At 28.4% G+C, this 20,366-nt stretch carries 9 protein-coding genes; 5 read left to right on the top strand and 4 right to left on the bottom strand.

The window, feature by feature from the left end:
* Positions 1 to 24: 24 nt before the first annotated feature.
* Both hemL and GCL60_RS01495 read right to left on the bottom strand, forming a co-directional pair.
* Positions 25 to 1,332 carry a glutamate-1-semialdehyde 2,1-aminomutase gene (gene hemL / locus GCL60_RS01500; RefSeq protein WP_153418090.1) on the bottom strand — a complete coding sequence of 436 codons (1,308 nt, stop codon included), beginning with the start codon at positions 1,330 to 1,332 and terminating at the stop codon, positions 25 to 27.
* Positions 1,332 to 2,993 (bottom strand): CTP synthase, encoded by a 1,662-nt coding sequence (locus GCL60_RS01495; RefSeq protein WP_153418089.1) that lies wholly within the window; start codon positions 2,991 to 2,993, stop codon positions 1,332 to 1,334. Before GCL60_RS01495 ends, hemL begins: the two co-directional genes overlap by 1 nt.
* Before the next feature lie 81 nt (positions 2,994 to 3,074).
* On the opposite strand from GCL60_RS01495, the gene GCL60_RS01490 reads away from it, so the two are divergent.
* Positions 3,075 to 4,733: a hypothetical protein gene (locus tag GCL60_RS01490; protein WP_153418088.1), complete on the top strand. Its 1,659-nt coding sequence runs from the start codon at positions 3,075 to 3,077 to the stop codon at positions 4,731 to 4,733.
* A gap of 6 nt (positions 4,734 to 4,739) precedes the next feature.
* Positions 4,740 to 6,863, top strand: a complete 2,124-nt coding sequence (locus GCL60_RS01485; protein WP_153418087.1) for an asparagine synthetase B family protein — start codon at positions 4,740 to 4,742, stop codon at positions 6,861 to 6,863.
* Here the strand turns inward: GCL60_RS01485 and GCL60_RS01480 are convergent.
* Positions 6,860 to 7,987 (bottom strand): response regulator, encoded by a 1,128-nt coding sequence (locus GCL60_RS01480; protein WP_153418086.1) that lies wholly within the window; start codon positions 7,985 to 7,987, stop codon positions 6,860 to 6,862. The two genes, GCL60_RS01485 and GCL60_RS01480, sit on opposite strands and share 4 nt — an antisense overlap.
* 69 nt (positions 7,988 to 8,056) lie before the next feature.
* On the opposite strand from GCL60_RS01480, the gene GCL60_RS01475 reads away from it, so the two are divergent.
* On the top strand, positions 8,057 to 8,728 hold the full coding sequence (locus tag GCL60_RS01475; RefSeq protein ID WP_153418085.1) for a MarC family protein: 672 nt from the start codon (positions 8,057 to 8,059) through the stop codon (positions 8,726 to 8,728).
* Positions 8,729 to 8,737: 9 nt separating this feature from the next.
* Here GCL60_RS01475 and GCL60_RS01470 read toward each other — a convergent pair whose 3' ends face one another.
* Positions 8,738 to 9,775 carry a hypothetical protein gene (locus tag GCL60_RS01470; protein WP_153418084.1) on the bottom strand — a complete coding sequence of 346 codons (1,038 nt, stop codon included), beginning with the start codon at positions 9,773 to 9,775 and terminating at the stop codon, positions 8,738 to 8,740.
* Between the two features lie 149 nt (positions 9,776 to 9,924).
* Here GCL60_RS01470 and GCL60_RS01465 point away from each other — a divergent pair, with 149 nt between their 5' ends.
* The gene (locus tag GCL60_RS01465) at positions 9,925 to 10,575 is read left to right on the top strand and encodes a lysoplasmalogenase (RefSeq protein WP_153418083.1); all 651 of its coding nucleotides are present in this window, start codon (positions 9,925 to 9,927) and stop codon (positions 10,573 to 10,575) included.
* 200 nt (positions 10,576 to 10,775) lie between these two features.
* Positions 10,776 to 20,354, top strand: coding sequence for a non-ribosomal peptide synthetase (locus tag GCL60_RS01460; RefSeq protein WP_153418082.1), 9,579 nt, complete (start codon positions 10,776 to 10,778; stop codon positions 20,352 to 20,354).
* The last annotated feature ends 12 nt before the right edge of the window (positions 20,355 to 20,366 follow it).

The raw sequence follows: 20,366 nt of genomic DNA, 5'->3' as shown, positions 1-20,366 counted from the left end.
TTTCCCTTTAAAAAAACCGAAGATTTAATCTTCGGTATTTAATACATTCTTTACTATAGAGACCATCAGATCTAAATCTTCATATTCAATACAAGCACTCAAAAAACCAACTTCATAACCACTTGGTCCTAAGTAAATTCCATTTTGAATCCATTCATGATACACTTTATTAAATAACTTCATATCAGTTTTAGAAACTTCATCAAAATTATTTGGCGCACGGTTTGTTCCAAAAAAGAAACAAAAGAAAGACTCTATTCGAACGAAACAAACTTTCGACTTTTCAATAAAAGGAGTTAATTCTTTTTGAACTAAGGAATCAAGATATTTACCAAGACTTTCAAGCTTTTCAAAAGCATTTTGATTTTCTATTTCGCTTAGTGTTGCATAACCTGCAACCATAGCTAATGGATTTCCAGATAAAGTACCAGCTTGGTAAGCATCGCCTAATGGAGAAATCATTTGCATAATTTCTTTTTTACCACCATAAGCTGCTGCAGGAATACCACCACCAATAATTTTTCCAAATGTCCAAAGATCAGGCTGAACTTGAAAGTAACTAGCAGCTCCACCTTTTGACAAACGAAATCCAGTCATCACTTCGTCAAATATAAGAACGGTTCCATTTTCTTTTGTTACTTTACGTAAAAATTCAAGATAACCAGGTTTTGGTAAAACAAGACCCATATTTGCTGCTACAGGTTCAATAATAACTGCCGCAATATCATTTCCATATTGACAAAATATTTCATGAATACTTTCTTCGCTATTATATATTGCAGTTAAAGTATCTTGAGTTGTTCCTGAAGGAACGCCTGCTGAACTTGTATTACCTAAAGTAGCAAGACCACTTCCTGCTTTCACTAAAAATTGATCTGCATGGCCATGGTAACAGCCTTCAAACTTAACAAACTTGTTACGTTTTGTAACAGCTCGCGCAGCTCTAACAGCACTCATTGTTGCCTCTGTTCCGCTACTAACGAAACGCATCATTTCAATACCAGGGATCCAGTTTTGCACTTTTTCTGCCAAACGAACTTCGAGATCAGAAGGAGCTCCAAAAGTAACAGCTTTTTGAAGTTGCTCTTGCATCGCAGAAATAAGGGATGGGTGTGAATACCCAAGAATGAGTGGACCCCATGAAGAACAAAAATCAACGTAACGATTTCCATCTACATCAAATAAATTTTTTCCCATTCCATGAGAAAAAACGATTGGAGATCCTCCAACTGAACGAAAAGATCTTACAGGAGAATTCACACCACCAGGAAATACCTTGCGGCTTCTTTCCATTATTTCAATAGATTTTTCAAAATTTCGAATTTTTGGCATTAAGTATTTATCTCCTCTTTTCTTTTTGAGTTTACCAATGCTGCCGCAATAAAGTCTCTAAAAAGAGGATGTGGTGCAATAGGTCTACTTTTTAATTCGGGGTGAGCTTGACATGCTAAAAACCAAATATGATTTTCCAATTCCATCATTTCAACTAAGGTACCATCTGGACTTTCCCCTGAAATGATAAATCCAGAATCTTCAAAACGTTTTTTAAAGTCTAAATTAAATTCATAACGGTGGCGGTGTCTTTCACTGACCCTATCGGAATGATATGCATCAAATGCTTTCGTATTACGGCGCACAAGACAATCGTAAGCACCTAGACGCATACTGCCTCCTTTTTTACCAATACCTTGCTGACTTTCCATCAAGTGGATGATCTTATTTTTAGCATTGGAATCAAATTCTTCTGAAGTAGCATCAAGAATGCCTAAAGCATTTTTTGCATATTCTAAACAAGCTAGCTGCATTCCTAAACAAATTCCAAAGAATGGAACATCATTTTCACGAGCGTATTGAATTGCTTGCATTTTGCCTAAAACACCACGATCCCCAAACCCACCTGGAACTAAAATGGCATCAAATTCAGACAACATTTCTTTTGTATTTGCTGATGTTAATTGTTCGGAGTCAATTCCTACAATTTTAACATGAGATTCGTTTGCAATACCTGCATGAGTTAGTGCTTCATAAACAGATTTATAGGAATCTCTTGTTCCCATATATTTTCCAACTACAGCAATTTTAAGATGGTGTTTTGGTCTTTCTATGCATTCAATAATGCGATTCCATTCATCTAAATTTGGCTGCGCTGTCCAAATGCCCAATAATTCTACAATACGAGCATCCATTCTCTGCTCATGATAAATAATAGGCATTTTATAAATACTATCTGCATCAAGAGCTTCAAAAACGCTTTCTTTTGGTAAATTACAGAAAGTTGAGATTTTCATGCGAACATCTTGCGCCATTGGCTGATCAGCTCGGCAAATTAAAATGTCAGGCTGAATTCCAATAGAACGAAGCTCTTTTACGGAATGCTGGGTTGGTTTTGTTTTTAATTCCCCAGCAGCTCGGATGTAAGGAACTAATGTTACATGGATAAAAATAGAATTTTCTTTGCCAACATCATTGCGGAACTGGCGAATGGCTTCGAGAAATGGTAGGCTTTCAATATCGCCAATCGTACCGCCAATTTCCACGATCGAAACATCAGCTCCTTCAGAAGCTGTAATGATGTTTGCTTTGATTTGATCTGTAATGTGAGGAATAACTTGTACTGTTCCTCCAAGGTAGTCACCACGGCGCTCTTTATTGATGACCGTATCGTAGACTTGTCCCGAGGTGAAACTATTTCGTTTTGCAAGATTTGCCTTGGTAAAACGTTGATAGTGACCTAAATCGAGGTCAGTTTCTGCTCCGTCATCGGTAACAAAAACTTCTCCATGTTGGAAAGGAGACATGGTGCCTGGATCTACATTGATATAAGGATCCATTTTAGTCATTGCTACACGTAAACCACGTGTCTCAAGAAGAGCTCCTATGCTTGCTGCAGCAAGACCTTTACCTATGCTGGAGACGACTCCGCCGGTAACGAATATATATTTAACAGGGTGTTGAGAGAACCGCTTAGGGGCCTTACTATCGTTATATTGCATTAGACTTACTCCGTTCGACAATCTTGTTTCGACACGGGAACACAGGGTAACACTAACTTATGGTCAGGAGTCAAGATAACAATGAAGAATCTGCGCAACGAATTTCAAATGAGTGCAGAACAGCAATCCACTGATGGAATTGTTTCTCATATGTTAATGGGTTTTGTGGAAAGAAAAATCTCTCCACAGACAATAGCCGATGTTCTGCGAGCACAAATATTTGAGTCGCATGTTCCGTCGCATCTTTTAAATACCGCTACATGTAATGGCATTTTAGAAGCCGTTACTCAAGCAAACTCTACTGAGGATTGTAGCGACCTCGTCTTTTACCTCGCAACACATCCTCAGTTTCCCGAATTTTTATCCTTTAAAGCCGCATCAGGCTCTTTAAGAGCCTTGCTTCGTTATCTGCAAAAGAACATTCAAAACGAAGCTCAAAATCCAGTTAAAATTGATAAATTGATAGAAAGTTTATCTGAAAAAGTTTTAACTTTTTTCCATGAAAGAAAACAAGTTAACTTAGATGACAAATCCAGTTTAACGGTTCTAATTAAAACAACAAATCCAACATTAGCAAAGCTAATGAGAAACTCGCCCCATTTCCAGCAACTTCGTTTTATGCTTATGTCTCCCAATGATTATACAAATGAAACAACTGTAGCTACAGTTCGCCCCGAACCACTAGAAATGGTAAATATTATTTTAAAATCATCGGATGATCATCTATTACGTAACGGAACATTTTATTATAAAACGAATCCATCCATTAACGGAACATCAGGAAGAATCAAACATTTAAAAACAGTTTTAGATATTTTTAAAATTAATAAAGCATCGGAATTTAAAATTGGCTTTATTATAGAATGGATATTTGAAAAAGCTCTTGTTGAAGTGGTTTTACACGATGAATGCTCAGAAAGTTTTGTAAGCGCAATAAAATTTGCCGCAGAAAGTGCGGGAACACAAATACAAATCATTCGTGGTCTTATTCGCGCCATTCAAAAAGATTTTTCGTTTTTAGCAACTCACCCTATTCAAAAAAATCATGACAATGAGCCTAGTTTAATTGATAAATCTATTTTATTAACCCAACATATATTCCCAATATTAGTTAAGTTAACAGAAAAAGATAATAATTACGTCTCCAAATATATTGCAAATTGGGCTGTCGAAATGCCATTGCAAAATGAAGAAAGCCGTTTCTTTAAACGGGTTCAATGGAGATGGATTCGTACTTTAGCCGCCCATATTTGGGATGCAAGCCTAAGAGAACCTCCTGCTTGGGTTATTGAAGGCGGCAGCACTTACTGTGCTACTATCTTCCAAACTGCACCTGCATTATGGTTACAGGAATATTCTTTTGCTTTATTAGAAAAAGTATATAGAGAAACTTTACTAGAAAATTTTGAACCATCGAAACCGCACTATGACTATGTGGAATTTTTAGCACGTTCCATGAGAAAAAAATCTCCTTTTTTTGCAAGTCGCACCGAATCATTATATGCATTACACTTAGTATCACGTTTAACAAGAACAGAAGCAATGCAATACGCAAATGCAGAAGCGAGATTTCAAGCGCAGATCCAGAATTCTTCTTCACAGCAAGAGGTTTCATCTGAATTTGCTTTGTGGAAAGAAATTATATTAAACCCTAATATTGAAAATGACTTAGGGAATAATCCTGTTACGCGCTCACTTGCTATACTTGCTAGACTTGCTAAGGAAACATCTAAAAAGTAGGAAAATATGTGCGGATATTCTGGCGTTATTTTTAATTCGACGAGTATCTTTTCATCAAGTGCAGACTTTAAAGCAAAATTTTTTGCGAATGCCTCTAATGTAAAACATAGAGGCAATGAACCTATGCGAAAAGCTGAATTTGATAATTTATTACTTGCTCATTTTAGATTAGCATTTTTAGATATAGCCTCAAATTTTCAGCCTATGTTAAGTAAAAATAAAAAATGGGTTATTGTTTTCAACGGAGAGATTTACAATCATAATATTTTAAGAAAAAAAATTACAGCTGAGCAAGGTTACAAATTTGAAACCAAAAGCGATACAGAAACTATATTAGAAGGATTTTTAAACTACGGTCTGGAAATAGAAAAATATATTGAAGGTGAATATAGTTTTGTCATTTGTAATACAGATGGAACAGAATTGATTGCAATGAGAGATCCTTTCGGAGTAAAACCATTATTTTTAGCATTAGAAGATGTACAAACAAATATATTTTCTACAGCAAAAGATTCATATTTATTTAAAACACCGTCCATTCAATTTTCAAGCGAAATAAAAGGCCTTTCCATTCCCAAAAAATGGAATAAAGAAGGGTTTTTAAGACAATTTGTTGGCTTATACGAACCTATTCGTACACCTTATCAAAATATTATTCAATTGCCACCAAATTCGTTTCTTTATGCAAAAAAACAAGGTGACATGTTTATTTGTAAATTACAAATGAAAAAAGTTCCTGTTAGACCACCATTAAATGATAATGATTCAAATCAAGAAGAATTATATAGTGAATTTGCTAAAAGTTTACATAAATCAGTTGAGCATAGAATGCTTTCCGAAGTAGAACTTGGTGTTTATTTAAGTGGTGGTATAGATTCAAAAGCTGTTACCTATGAAGCTGTTCAATACTATTTAAAAAACAAAATTAAAAATCCTTTAAAAACATTTACAATTGCTTTTGAAGATGAGGCATATAGTGAGTCGACAGAAGCTTTATCATTTGCACAAAAAATGGGGGTTACTCCCAATATTTTGAAAGTGAGCAATGATAATTTAATTTATTCATACAAACATGCAGTTTATTATTCCGAAAATATTCAACCCTATACAAATGGTTCTGCAAAATGGTGGCTCAGCCGCTTTACAGGAAAATATGTCAAAGGTATATTAACAGGAGATGGTGCTGATGAATTATTTTGTGGTTATCCAAGTTTTCATTATGCAAGTTGGTGGAAATTCGCATTAAATATTCAACCAGGCGAAAATATTTTAGATCGTCTTAATAAACTTCCTGCAGGAAATAACTTAAAAGACTCTGGTGCCTTAGCGAAAAAAATAGCAACGAATGAGAAAGATCCATGGCTTGCAGGCTCAAGCTCAGAAGGCTCGGGTGAAGATTTTATTGAAAGTCTAAAAATTTGGGGCATACCCCATCCCCTTTTTGGCCAAATAAAAACAATAGCTATTTCAATTTTAGGTAACGAAGAAGCTATAAAATGGCTTGCAGAGCAAAAAGAATCAGTTGCATCTTGGTTTTCTTTTGGATTATCTTCTGAAGAATCCTTTTTGACAGATCCTAAGAACGCTTTGTTACTTTGGCAAAATTATTTCACAAAAACACATCTTCCCGTCCAAGTTCTGAATTGGGTAGGAGATCGTATGGAAATGGCAAATACGGTTGAAGGAAGAACTCCCTTTTTATCAAAAGAAATGTCACATATAAGCGCAAAATTAAAAGATAGTATGCTTATAAGAGGAACGGAAGATAAATCTATTTTAAGAAGAAGCTACCAAAAAAAATTAGGTCAAGCGGCCTTAACTCCTAAAAAACAATTTGGAGCCCCATTTTTATTTAATGAAGCAACTTTAAAAACTCATTTTGATCAAATTATAATAAAAGCTAAAGAAACAGGATTAATTGATATAAAATACGTTACAAGCCTTTATGATTTTATGAAGAGTGACTTTTTAAAGAAAAAAGCATCACCACATGTTTTAGCGCATTTAAATTCTGCATTTCAAACTTTAATTTGCTTTACATATATTGATGATTTTATAATTAAAGGAAATATTCCAGCGAGAAATATGGATTATGAAGAAAAAGTAATCAATAATCAAAAAATAATTTAAGCTCTTTCCAATGAGATTATAATTGTAGAACTAATTGAATTAAATTCACAATTAATTTTTGCTTTATGCATATCTAATATGGGTTGTATTTTTTCCTCAATTAAGGCTTCAACAAACAAAGAAGCACCTGGTGGCATACAAGTAAAAATAATATCAACAATTTTTTTTGACTTTGTCTTAATAGCAATCATACAATTAGAGCCTTTAATTTCACGCATAGGATGAACAATTTCATAAATTAACAATGAAAATACACTTAACATTTGAGGGCTGCGACACAAGATTGGAATTTTTTCTTCCTGTGGTAGTAAATAAATTTCTGTAACTGTTTTAGATATTTTTTCTTTAGCGGCTCTCACAGATTGCGCAAGTATATCATTTACATCTTCTACTTTAAAAGAAGCGGATTCTATCTGTCTTGTTCTAGTCTCATTTATGATTGGAACTAAAAACTGTACATATTTTTCACGGCCTTCCGTAAATTGAATTCCACAACCCGCCTGCTCTCCCACTTTCGCTTCTTTTCTAACCCAAACGACTTTTCCTTTTCCCTCTAAAGATTCTAATGAAGAAAACATTAATTTAAACTCAACAATATCGCCTAATTCAGGAAAATTATCTGTCAAAGCGACAAAAAATCCTCCAAAGCTTATATTGGTTGAAAAAGTCGAAATGACTCTAGCCGAATTTGCCATTTTAATATTTACTTTTGAGGTTAATTCAATTCTTTCATCTAAACGTTTTGTGTATCCTGCTTTTCTAGAAAAAACAGCATCTTCTACAGAGTAATACAATGACTTAATTTGAAATGGCTTTGTGAATAAAGCCCATCCGCCCATTGCAATGGCAACCTCCGGGGCCAATGTGCTTCCTTGATCCGATAATAGAATAGCTACAGGCGGCGTTTCTTTGCCAAAAGACAATTTCAAAGCATCATAAAAATCAAAAAAATTGCCATCGGATTGTATATGATCGGCAACAATCACATCGGGGCGCTCGTCTTTACAAAGCTTTTCAGCATCTTTTAATGAAGATGCTGAAAAAACATCGTATCCTTGTTGCTTAAATTCAGCACACACAGACATTGCGAGCGCATTATCTTGACTGACAGCCACGAATTTCACTAGTATCCTCCATTGCTAAACAACAAAAACGTTGTCTCGCAAAACTCAAATCATGACAGGAACAAACATATGGATTTCATCACATTTTTGATGGATCAAAACTCGGCAATCGGGGCGGCTTTTAAATACTTTTCTGTTACATTTACTTCAATTTTTGTAATGGTCGACCCTTTTGCCGCTATTCCAGTTTATCTTCTTCTTACGGAACGTTTCACCCCAAGCGATGTCAAAAAAACGAGAAGAAAGGCACTGATCATAGCTTCCTCAATTCTACTTGTTTTTGCATTAACAGGAATGGGAGTATTAAACTTATTCGGAATTTCTATTTCAGCCTTAAGAATCGCAGGTGGAATTTTACTTCTTAAGTTTGCTCTTGAACATATGATGGGTTCCCCCGAAAAAATAAAACATGAAGAAGAAGATGAAAGCAAACTGAAAGATGATATCTCAATTGTTCCTTTAGCAATGCCATTATTAGCCGGACCAGGAGCAATATCAACAACAGTTGTGCAATCAACTCAAGCAAATAATATCCCTTATTTTATCTTATTAATTGCAGCAATTCTCTTAGTAATGTGGGTCACCGCTTTAAGTTTAAGATTTAGTCAATATTTATTCCGTTTACTTGGTAAAACAGGCTTAAATCTTATGGGACGTATTATGGGTATTTTAATTGCAGCCATTGCCATCGAGTTTATTATAACAGGTCTTAGAGACTCGTTTCCCAATCTTTGGAAATAAAATTCATATTTAATTCAAAATTAAATTTTTATCTAAGAGAAGATTTATTTTTGATTTACATTCATTCCACTGCTTTGATAAAAAGGGTGAAATATTTCCAATTTTACTTGTTTCTTTTAATAAAGGAAACAGCTCAGCATCTGTCCGAATATTTACTTTTTTTTCATAATCAAATAAATAAGAACCTTCAGCTTCATAACTTAATCTTAAATTTCGAATGAATCCATCAGGAAAACGTTCGACCAAATTTAAAATAACAGGACTTATAATTGCTAATGGAATTTCTTTATGACAAAACAAAGACCAATTTAATAAAGCATTTAACCCTCTTATAATATCATAATGATAAAAACGAGGAAAACAGGGTAATAGCCATTTTTGCTCATTGTCTTTTTCGTCTGCATTAAACTTTGTTTTAGAACCAAACATAAGTTTTCTTCCTAATAAAAAATCGCCTCCTTTATCCAAAAATTTTATTTCTTCTAATGTTCTAGGTCTAGTTTGATTTAATAGTATGGCTTCAAAAGCAGCAATTGTGCCAACCATGGAACTGGGACATTCATCTGTTTGATGATAGGCTTTTTCATCACAATTTAATCCACCATCTTGCATTTGATATTTATAAAACCAAGGCTTTATCCAAGGAAGCTCTTTATCAACATCTATTCCATATTTATGTATAATTTGATACATATTTCCTAATGCACAATGACAAGAAGTATCTCTTATTTTATTAATATTTTTAGGTAACTCTTCCTCGTAAATGGGAAAATACTGAATAGGTAAATTATTTAATGCTATAATCATTTTTAAAATTACTTTTTCTGGAATTTTTTTTGTCTCATTCATTTCATGCAATAAAGACATATGCCACCAAGGTGAATTCCATTTGGGCCAATAGGGATCCTTTTCGATACTTAACAAAGCATTATTAGAAGACAAATAATCTAATGATGCTTGAATTTCTTTATCGAAACTGAATTCATAAAAATCTTTGGAAATAAATAAAGAATCCATTATTTTTTTAAAAGAATTTAAATCCAACATTATTAAAATATCCTTTCGAAAAAATGTTATTATAAATCGAATCATTAATAACATAATAATTCAAATTATAAACAAAATATTTTTTTCTTTTCATTTTTGTTGTAAAGTGAATTTTTAAATTTCTCAATCCTTTAAAAGAAAGAAGACCTATGATTTTAAAACATAATTATTTAATATGGAGCTCTCTTTTTTTATCATTTGTTTATTTAACCACAATGAGATACCCAAAAATAAATTTTAGATGGCTTATCAAAGGAACAAGTATTTTATTATTGAGCTTATTCTCTTTATTTAATTGCCCGCCCTCTATTTCTATTATTTTATCAATCTCATTAGTGTTTTCTGCCTTTGGTGATATATTTTTAGCTTATAACGAAAATAAATTTTTTATTCATGGTCTAGTATCATTTTTAATATCACATTTAATATATAGTTACATTTTTTATTCAAATATGGATATCTTATATTTAAAATTTATTTTAACAAAATCAAATATTATAATTCTTATTCTTCTAATTCTCCATTCCATTATTATGATAAAAATACTTTATCCAAAATTACAAAATTTAAAAATTCCAGTTTTGGTTTACATGACAGCATTAATGGCTATGTCTGTAGGTACCATCTTATCTAATTATTCAAATCCATATTTAATAACTGGAGCACTTTTTTTTATAGCCTCTGACTCCGCTTTAGCTATTCAAAAATTTATAAAGTCTTTTTTGGGTATAAATTCATTTATTTGGATCACATACTATTTTGCTCAAATTTTTATTTTATTCAGTTTCCTAAAAGTATAAATTTTTAACTTTACAACATAATATATAATTATAATAAAACAATATTTTCAGCATTTATATTATATATTAGATATTAATAAAACTCATTTTTAATTGTTCCTAATCTTAAATATTTCAACAAAAGACTTTATCTTTTCACAATTTTAGAATACAATAAAAAAATGATATTAGTTTTATAAAATCTAATTGCGTGGTAAATCATGAATTATATAATTGAAAAATCCAACAAAACAGAAAAAACAATAATATATAATAAAACTTATATTGAACTATTTGAAGAAAATTTAAATTACCATAAAAATAATATCTCTCTTGTCTATAATAATAATTTTTTAAATTATTATGAATTAAATAAAAATGGAAACAAATTAGCAAGATATTTAAATAAAATAGGGAATAAAAAAAACGATAGAATTGCTATATACCTAGATGAATCTATTGAGATGATCACTTCAATTATTGGTGTTTTAAAATCTTCCTCAAGCTTTATTCCCATGCCAGATATTTTTCCAATAAATAGAGTAATTGATATTATTGAAAATGCTAGTGCTAAAATCTTAATTACAAAAAGAAAACTAATTGAAAATATAAATTTAAATGCAAAAGTTATTTATATAGATGAAGTTGACTTGAGCTATGAATCCGGAGAAAATGTTTTAATTGAAAATAATGTTGAAGATTGCATTTATAACATTTATACTTCAGGTTCCACTGGAAAACCCAAAGGGGTTAGTATAAGCAATAAAAACATTATTAACTTTTCAAATTATATTAAAGACCGATTTGAAATAAGCCAAAAAGATAATTTTTCAAAATTTGCCGGATTTGGTTTTGATGCCTCAATCATTGAAATCATGCCATGCTTATTAAATGGTTGCACTCTTCATATTTTAGATAAAGAAATAAAATCTGATATAACTAAATTAAATGAATATTTTGAAAATAATAATATTACAATTAGTTTTTTACCGACACAATTTGCAGAAATTTTTATGCAAGAGGTAAAAAATAAATCATTAAGATATTTAATTACAGGTGGAGAACAGCTTAAAAAATATGAATTAAATAATTATCATATTGTTAATATTTATGGACCAACAGAAACAACAGTGGCAGCAACTGATTATGAAATTTTATCTGATAATATTGATAAAATCCCCATTGGAAAGCCAATTGATAACTACAAAATATATATTATAAATTCAAACATGCAACTTTGTTCTATAGAGGAAGAAGGCGAACTTTGCATTGCAGGTGATGGAGTTGGATTAGGATATATCAACTTGCCAAATTTAAATTCAGAAAAATTTATTACAAATCCTTTTATCCATCAAGATGATCCTTTATTTGAAAAATATTCTAAAATATATCGCTCAGGAGATTTAGCTAAATGGCTACCAGATGGAAATATTGAATTTGTAGGAAGAATTGATTTTCAGGTTAAAATAAGAGGATTTCGAATAGAATTAGGTGAAATTGAACAAAAATTAATTCACTTTAAAGAAATAAAAGAGTGTGTAGCAATAAGCCTTAAAGACTCTTTAGAACAAGATTACATTTGCGCTTATTATGTAAGCAATCATAAAATAAACGAACAAGAATTGAAAGACTACTTATCTCTTTCTCTGCCTGATTACATGATCCCATCCCTTTTTTATTGGCTTGAAAAATTTCCTATTAATGCAAATGGTAAAATAGACAGAAAAAATCTTCCTATTCCAGAATTACAAATACAAACAGAATATATTCCACCTAATAATGAAATAGAAATATTTATTTGCGATACTATAAAAGAAATTTTAAATATTTCCAAAGTAAGTATGACCTCCAACTTCTTAAGTTTGGGTGGAAATTCTTTAAAGGCAATTCAATTTGTCGGAAAAATAAAAAACAAATTTGATATTCAAGTTCGAGATATCTTAAAATCCAAAACGATAGCAGAAATAACTTCAAAAATTTCACCAAAAAAAGAACAAATTCAAATATTGAAGTCAGACTTAAAAAAATATCCTGCTACTAAATCTCAAAAAGGCGTTTATTTTGCGTCTATAATTAAACCAAATTCTATAATTTATAATACGACTTCTTCTTTTTTAATTGAAGGAAATTTAGATTCTGAAAAACTTGAAAGATCCATTCAAAATTTATTAGACAATAATAAGATTTTAAGATGCAATTTTATAATTGAAAATGATATTTTAATCCAAGTTATCCATGATAAATATAAATTTCATTTAAATATGGAAGAAATTCATTCAAGTGATATAAAAAGTTCTTTTATAAATTTCGTTAAACCATTTAATTTAGAATCAGATCCTTTAATAAGATTTAAACTTTTAAAAGAAAGTAATAAAAAAAATATCCTATTTATAGATATCCATCATTTAATAAACGATGGATATTCTCAAAACTTACTTATTCAAGATTTATTTCATATTTATAACGACAGCGTATCAAATAAACTATCTGTTGATTATCTTGATTATTCATTAATTGAAGAAAATATAAATAAAGAAAAAACAATAGAATTTTGGAAAAATAATTTAATTCATTTTGAAAAAACACAAATTTCATTTGATTATCCAGAGAACGACTTTAATAGCGAAGGTAATCAAATTATTCTAAATATACCAAATCATTTGTTTGACAAAATATCTACAATAACTCAAAAATTAAAAATAACTCCATATTGTTTTTTCCTTAGTGCCTTTGCTATATTGCTGTATAAATACTCAAGAAGAAATCAAGTTACAATGGGGGGCTTTTTTTCTGGAAGACAATTACCAGAAACTCAAAATATGCTTGGCATGTTTGTTTCCTCATTACCAATTTTAATTGATATAAATAATAAAAGTTCTATTGAAAATTGCTTAATAGAAATACAAAATAAAATAACAGATATCTTAGAATATCAAAATATTTCACTATCTGAATTAATCGAGATAAATAAATTAAATATTGATAATGGAAGAAACCCTTTTTTTACAAATACCTTTAATTATGTAGAATTAGATAATTATCATTCAAAAAATATTAATTTTAATAATATAAATATTCAAAACTCAAACAAATCAAATTTTGATTTGTCATTAAATTTATTTAAAATTGAAAATAAAATACAAGCCATTTTTGAATATAGCAAATCAAGCTATAATTTTGAAACGGTGGAAACAGTAAAAGAAGGATTTTTTCAAATTTTAAACGAAATTACTGAAATAAATAAATTTGTAAATCAAATTAATTTTATAAATATAAACGAAAAAAGTATAATCTTAAATAAATTCAATAACACAGACTATGATTTTAAAAATAAACTCACCTTTATTGAAAATTTTCAAGAAAAAGCAAAAGAATTTCCAAATAATGCTGCCTTAATTTTTAAAGAAATTAAATATACATATCATGAATTGAATATAATTGGAAATCAAATAGCATATCTATTAAAAGATCATTTGGCAAATTACAATGACAAAATTGCAATATATTTAGATGAATCTGTTGAAATGATAACAGGTATTATAGGAGTTTTAAAAGCTTCAGCAAGTTATATTCCTATTCCAGATTCTTTTCCAATTGATAGAGTAAATGAAATCTTAAAAGACTCTAATTCAAAAATATTAATTACAAATTCAAACTTTTCAGAAAAAATAAAACCAATTAATAAAGATATTAAAGTAATATTTTTAGATAAATTTGAATATTCAAAATATGATAAAAATAATTTACCAATTAAAACAAATTTAAATGACTGTTTATACCATATATATACATCAGGCTCCACAGGAAAACCTAAGGGAGTTAGTATAAATAATAAAAGTACAATTAATTTTTCTTTAAATATAATCCAAAAATTAATGTTAAACGAAAAGGATCAATTTTCTAAATTTGCAGGATATGGTTTTGATGCATCTATTGTTGAAATTATGCCTTGCTTTATGACTGGAAGCTGTTTACACATTTTAGAGAAATCTATAAAACTGGATATACAAAAACTTAATAAATATTTAGAAAATAATAATATTACAATTTCATTTTTGCCAACTCAATTTGCTGAATTATTTATGCATCAATCAGATAATAAATCTCTTCGCTATCTAATAACAGGAGGAGATAGACTAAAAATAATTAAAAAATCAAATTATAAAATATTAAATTTTTATGGCCCAACAGAAGCAACAGTAGGTTGTACATATTATGAAGTTTTAAATGATAATTTAAAAAATATTCCTATTGGGGCTCCTTTATTGAATTATAAAATTTATATAACGGATAGTGATATGAATTTATGCCCAATTGGTGTGGAGGGAGAGTTATGTATTTCGGGGGAAGGATTAGCAGTTGAATATATTCAATTACCAGAATTAACCGCTCAAAAATTTATCGCAAATCCTTTTATTGATAATAATGACCCACTTTATAAAAAATATTCTAAACTTTATAAAACAGGCGATTTAGCTAAATGGCTACCCGATGGAAATATTGATTATATTGGAAGAATCGACTTTCAAGTAAAAATAAGAGGTTTTAGAATTGAGTTAGGAGAAATAGAACAATCAATATTAAAAATAAATGAAATTTCTGAATGCCTCGTAATGCCATTAAAAGAGAATAACCAAGAAAATTATCTCTGCGCTTATTATGTAAGTCCGATTTCTTTAGATGAAAGTTTTATTTCAAATTATTTATCAAAAAGCTTACCGGATTATATGATACCTTCATATTTTTATTGGTTAAAATCATTTCCTATTAATCAAAATGGAAAAATTGATCGGAAAAATCTTCCAACTCCTGAATACAACATTGAAAAAAATATTATTTTACCAAAAAATAGCAAAGAAGAATTTATTTACCAATGCGCAGTTGATGTTTTAAAATTAAGCCAAATCAGTATGGATTCCAACTTTTTTCAATTAGGTGGAAATTCATTAAAAGCTGTTGAATTTGTATCAAAAATTCAACAAAAATTTAATATTAATATTAGCGATATTTTTAAACATAAATATTTAAATAAAATATCTTTAAATTTAACCGAAAAATCAAATGAAAAAATAATTGAAAAAAATAATTTAAATAAATTTCCAATTACAGAGTCTCAAAAAGGAATTTACTTTGCTTCTATAATTGATGAAAATTCAACTATATATAACATACCAATAGCTATAGAAATAACAGGAAAATTAAATAAAGATAAACTTGGAGAATCTATAGATAAAATTATTCATGAAAATAGAATATTAAGAACAAAATTCATTTTAGAAGAAAACTCTATATTTCAAATTATTGACGAAAATATAAATATTAAAAAAGATTTTCAAAAGTCAAGATACGAAGAAATATCTACTTTATTTAATGAATTTATTACTCCTTTCAACTTAAGAGAAAGCCCTCTTATAAGAATAAAATTAGTCCAAATAGAAAATAAAAAACATATTTTATTTATTGATACTCATCACATTATCAATGATGGATTTTCACAAAACTTATTTATAAAAGAACTATTTAAATATTATTATGGCGAGCAAAAAACTTTAAATACACTAGATTATCTAGATTACGCTATTTTTGAAAAAAATAATATTGAAGTAAGAAATTCTTCAGTTGAATATTGGAAGAAAAATATATCTAAGATTGAAAAAAGTTACTTGCCATTCGATTTTCCTGAGTATCAATTTAACGATTCAGGAAATATTATTACAATTGATATAGATAATAATTTATTTCATAGAATTATTAATTTTTCTAGTAAAAATAATTTTACATTATACAATATTCTTTTATCTGCTTACTCTATTTTAATTTATAAAATAGCAAGAAATCATAATATTACTATCGGTGGTTTTTTCTCTGGAAGATATTTATCAGATATGCAAAATATGCTCGGGATGTTTGTTTCAACTTTACCAATAACAATTAATATAAATCCTGAAGAATCTATAGAAGAATTTTTAAATTCCATTCAATTACAAATTTCAAATACTTTAGAGCATCAAAACTTTTCTATTTCGGAACTATCAAATTTGAAAGACTCACCCTCTGAAAATGGTAGAAATAAATTTTTTAATAATGCTTTCAATCTAATCGAGTATTCTGAAAATAAATATAAAGATTTAAATTTAAATATGATAAATTTAAAGACAAAAACGAGAGCTCATTTTGATCTTACCTTAAACTGTTATAAATTAAATAATAAAATAAAAATTGATTTTGAATATAGCACTCATAGCTATAAAGAAGAAAGCATAAAAACTTTTATTCATTCTTATATTTCTATATTAACTGATATTGTTGAAAATAAAAAAATAATTAAAAATATAAATTTTATCACAAATGAAAATGAACATACTATTTTAAATCAATTTAATAATACAAATAGGTCCGTTGATTATTCAAAATCTTTTATTCAAATTTTTGAAGATAATTCATTAAAATACAAAAATAAAACAGCATTAGTCTTCAAAGATAATTTTTTAACTTACTCAGAATTAAATTCCATTGGAAATCAAATTGCTAGATTTTTAATTGAAAATGAAATTAAAAAAGTTGATAAAATAGGTATTTATATTGATGAATCATTTGAAATGATTACAAGTATCATTGGCATTTTAAAAACAGGTGCTAGTTTTATTCCTATGGCGAATACTTTTCCAATAAATAGAGTTATTGATATATTAAAAGATTCAGAGTCTAAGTTTCTTATTACAAATAAAGCCACTTTAGATCAAAGTTTAGAAAATTTATTAAATGTGAAAGTGATTTATATAGATGAATTAAATATTAAAAAATTTAATTCTGAAAATATAAACATTAAACAAGATTTAACAGATTGTATTTATAGCATTTACACATCTGGGTCTACTGGAAAACCAAAAGGAATAAGCATTAGTCAAAAAAATATTATCAATTTATGCAATTATTATAAAAATGATTTTAATTTATCTGAATTTGACAATTTTTCTAAATATGCGGGATTTGGATTTGATGCATCTATCTTAGAAATTATGCCTATTTTATTTTCAGGTGGAAGCTTACATATTATTGAAAAATGTATCAAATTAGATACTAATAAATTAAATGAATATTTTGAAAAAAATAATATTACATTCAGCTTTTTACCTACACAATTTTCAGAATTATTCATTCAAGAAACAGATAATAAATCTTTAAAATATTTAATTGTAGGAGGCGATAAACTTAAAAAAGTAACAAAAAGAAATTATAAAATTATCAATGGTTATGGTCCTTCTGAAACTACAGTAGTGTGCACAAATTTTGAAGTTGATAGATCAGATTACTTAAACATTCCAATTGGAAAACCAATAGATAATTGCAAAATTTATATCTTAGATCAAGATTTAAACCTATGCCCAACAGGAATAGCTGGAGAACTTTGTATTTCAGGACATGGTGTAGGATTAGGATATATAAATTTGCCAGAAACAAATAAAGATAAATTTATTGTAAATCCTTTTTCTAAAGATAATGACTACTCTCTCCTCTATAAATCTGGTGATTTAGCAAAATGGCTTCCAGATGGAAATATAGAATTTTTAGGAAGAATTGACTTTCAAGTAAAAATAAGAGGATTTCGAATTGAACTTGGTGAAATCGAGCATCAAATGTCTTTATTTCCTAATATAAAAGAATGTATTGTTTTGTCATTAAAAGACCATTTAAAACAAGACTATTTATGCGCGTATTATATTAGCGAATCTGAAATTCAAAATGATAAACTTAGAGATTATTTATCTCAAAACCTACCCGAATACATGATACCTAGTTTATTTTATTGGATGAATGATTTCCCTATAAATGATAGTGGTAAAATTGATCGTAAAAAATTACCTATACCTGAAATGATAAAGACGCATCATATTGCACCAAGAAATGAAAAAGAAAAATGGATTGCAAGTCATTTTGAAGAAATTTTGGAAATAAAACAATTAAGTGTTTTATCAAATTTTTTTGAAATTGGTGGAAATTCCTTAAAAGCTGTTCAATTGGTTTCTAAAATTCAAAAGCAGTACGACATTAAAGTTAGCGATATTTTTAAATATAAAACTATTGAAAATATTGCTAAAAACTTAAAAGAATATGAGACAGGATTTAATATTGAACATAGATTTAAACAAATAAAAGATAAATTAAAAGGTTCTGAAAATCAAAATATTTATTTTGATAAAAAACAAGAAGAATTGTATTTTGAAAAATTAAAACCATATGCTTCATTTATACCAGAGGAAAATAAAGATCTAAATATTCTTGTCACAGGTGCAACTGGATATTTAGGTAGCCATGTCATATTAGAATTATTATTTGAAACAAATTATCCCATTTCTGTAATTATTAGAGAATCGAATGAAAATTCAAAAGAAAAATTTTATAATATATTAAATCATTATAATGGAAGCAATATTCCTGAGAATTTACTGAATAAAATTCAAATTTATATTGGTGATATTTCTTTTGAAAAATTTAAGATGAGTGAAGATAATTTTGAATTTTTAAAGAATACAGTAAATTGTGTGATAAATTGTGCTGCTAATGTTAAACACTATGGGGATTACAATACATTTTATCAGGATAATGTAACAACAGTCCAAAATTTAATAAATTTTTGTCAATTTGGCATGAAAAATCTGCACCATGTATCTACCTACTCTGTATCTATGATTGAAAATTTAAGTATCAGTAAAAATGAGATATTTACAGAATTTGATTTTAGAGATTCAAGTTTAATAGATAATTACTATATTAAAACAAAAGCCGAAGCAGAAAATTTAATTCATGAGGCTTATATTAATAAAAAATTAAATGCAAATATATATCGAGTCGGGAATCTTGTTTTTAATACCAATACAAGTTTGCATCAAATAAATATTGAAAATAATGGATTTTATCAAAAATTAAAATGTCTTTTTAACATTGACTCATTATGCACTCACGACTCTATTGATCTAACTGAGCTTTCTCCTATTAATAAAACTGCTCAAGCAATTGTTTTAATATTAAAACAAAAAAATCTTAATAATGAGATTTTTCACATTTATAATGATCAATTATATAGACTTTCTGAAATTTTTAAGACAAATTCTCAAATTAATTTAAACTATGATAATTTAGAAGTATTTATTGATAAAATAGCCAATCTATATAAATTTAATTATACTAATAAAATGTTAAATAACTTTATGTTACATATGGGCTGGATGAATTTATTACCAACAACAACAGAAATTACTTTAAAAAATGATAAAACAAAATTAATATTAAATAAACTTGACTTTCAATGGGGAGAAATTAAGGACTCTTATTTTGAAGATATGATCAATCACGCTTACGAAAATAGGGTTAAATCTTTAAAAGAAAATGATACATTTTTAGGTCTAAATAAAAATTTTATTAAAAAAATGAATTCATATAGCAAGCTAAAAATTGTCGATGAAAATGAAATTATTTTATCCCCAACAAAAAATGACGGATCAATCTATGTTATATTAAATGGATTTGCTCAAATAAGTATAAAATCTCTAAATGGGGGATGGGTTAGTTCAATTGGAATCCTTTCAGAAGGTGATCTTATTGGAATTGAAAACTTAGCTCAATTTCAAAATAAAAATATTATTATTGATAGTATTTTAGGAGAGCTTGTGATGCTTGAAATTGATAAAAATTCAATTCAAAATTTAAAATCAAGCTATAATGCATTTTATGAAGCAATTTTTACTTACGCTATTAAATCTTTACATAATAATAATTTATTAATATCAAACTTTGTTTAAAAATAGGAGATA

The sequence above is a fragment of the Silvanigrella paludirubra genome (assembly GCF_009208775.1).
Classification (GTDB): Bacteria; Bdellovibrionota_B; Oligoflexia; order Silvanigrellales; family Silvanigrellaceae; genus Silvanigrella; species Silvanigrella paludirubra.
This window is presented reverse-complemented; position numbering and strand designations above follow the sequence as displayed.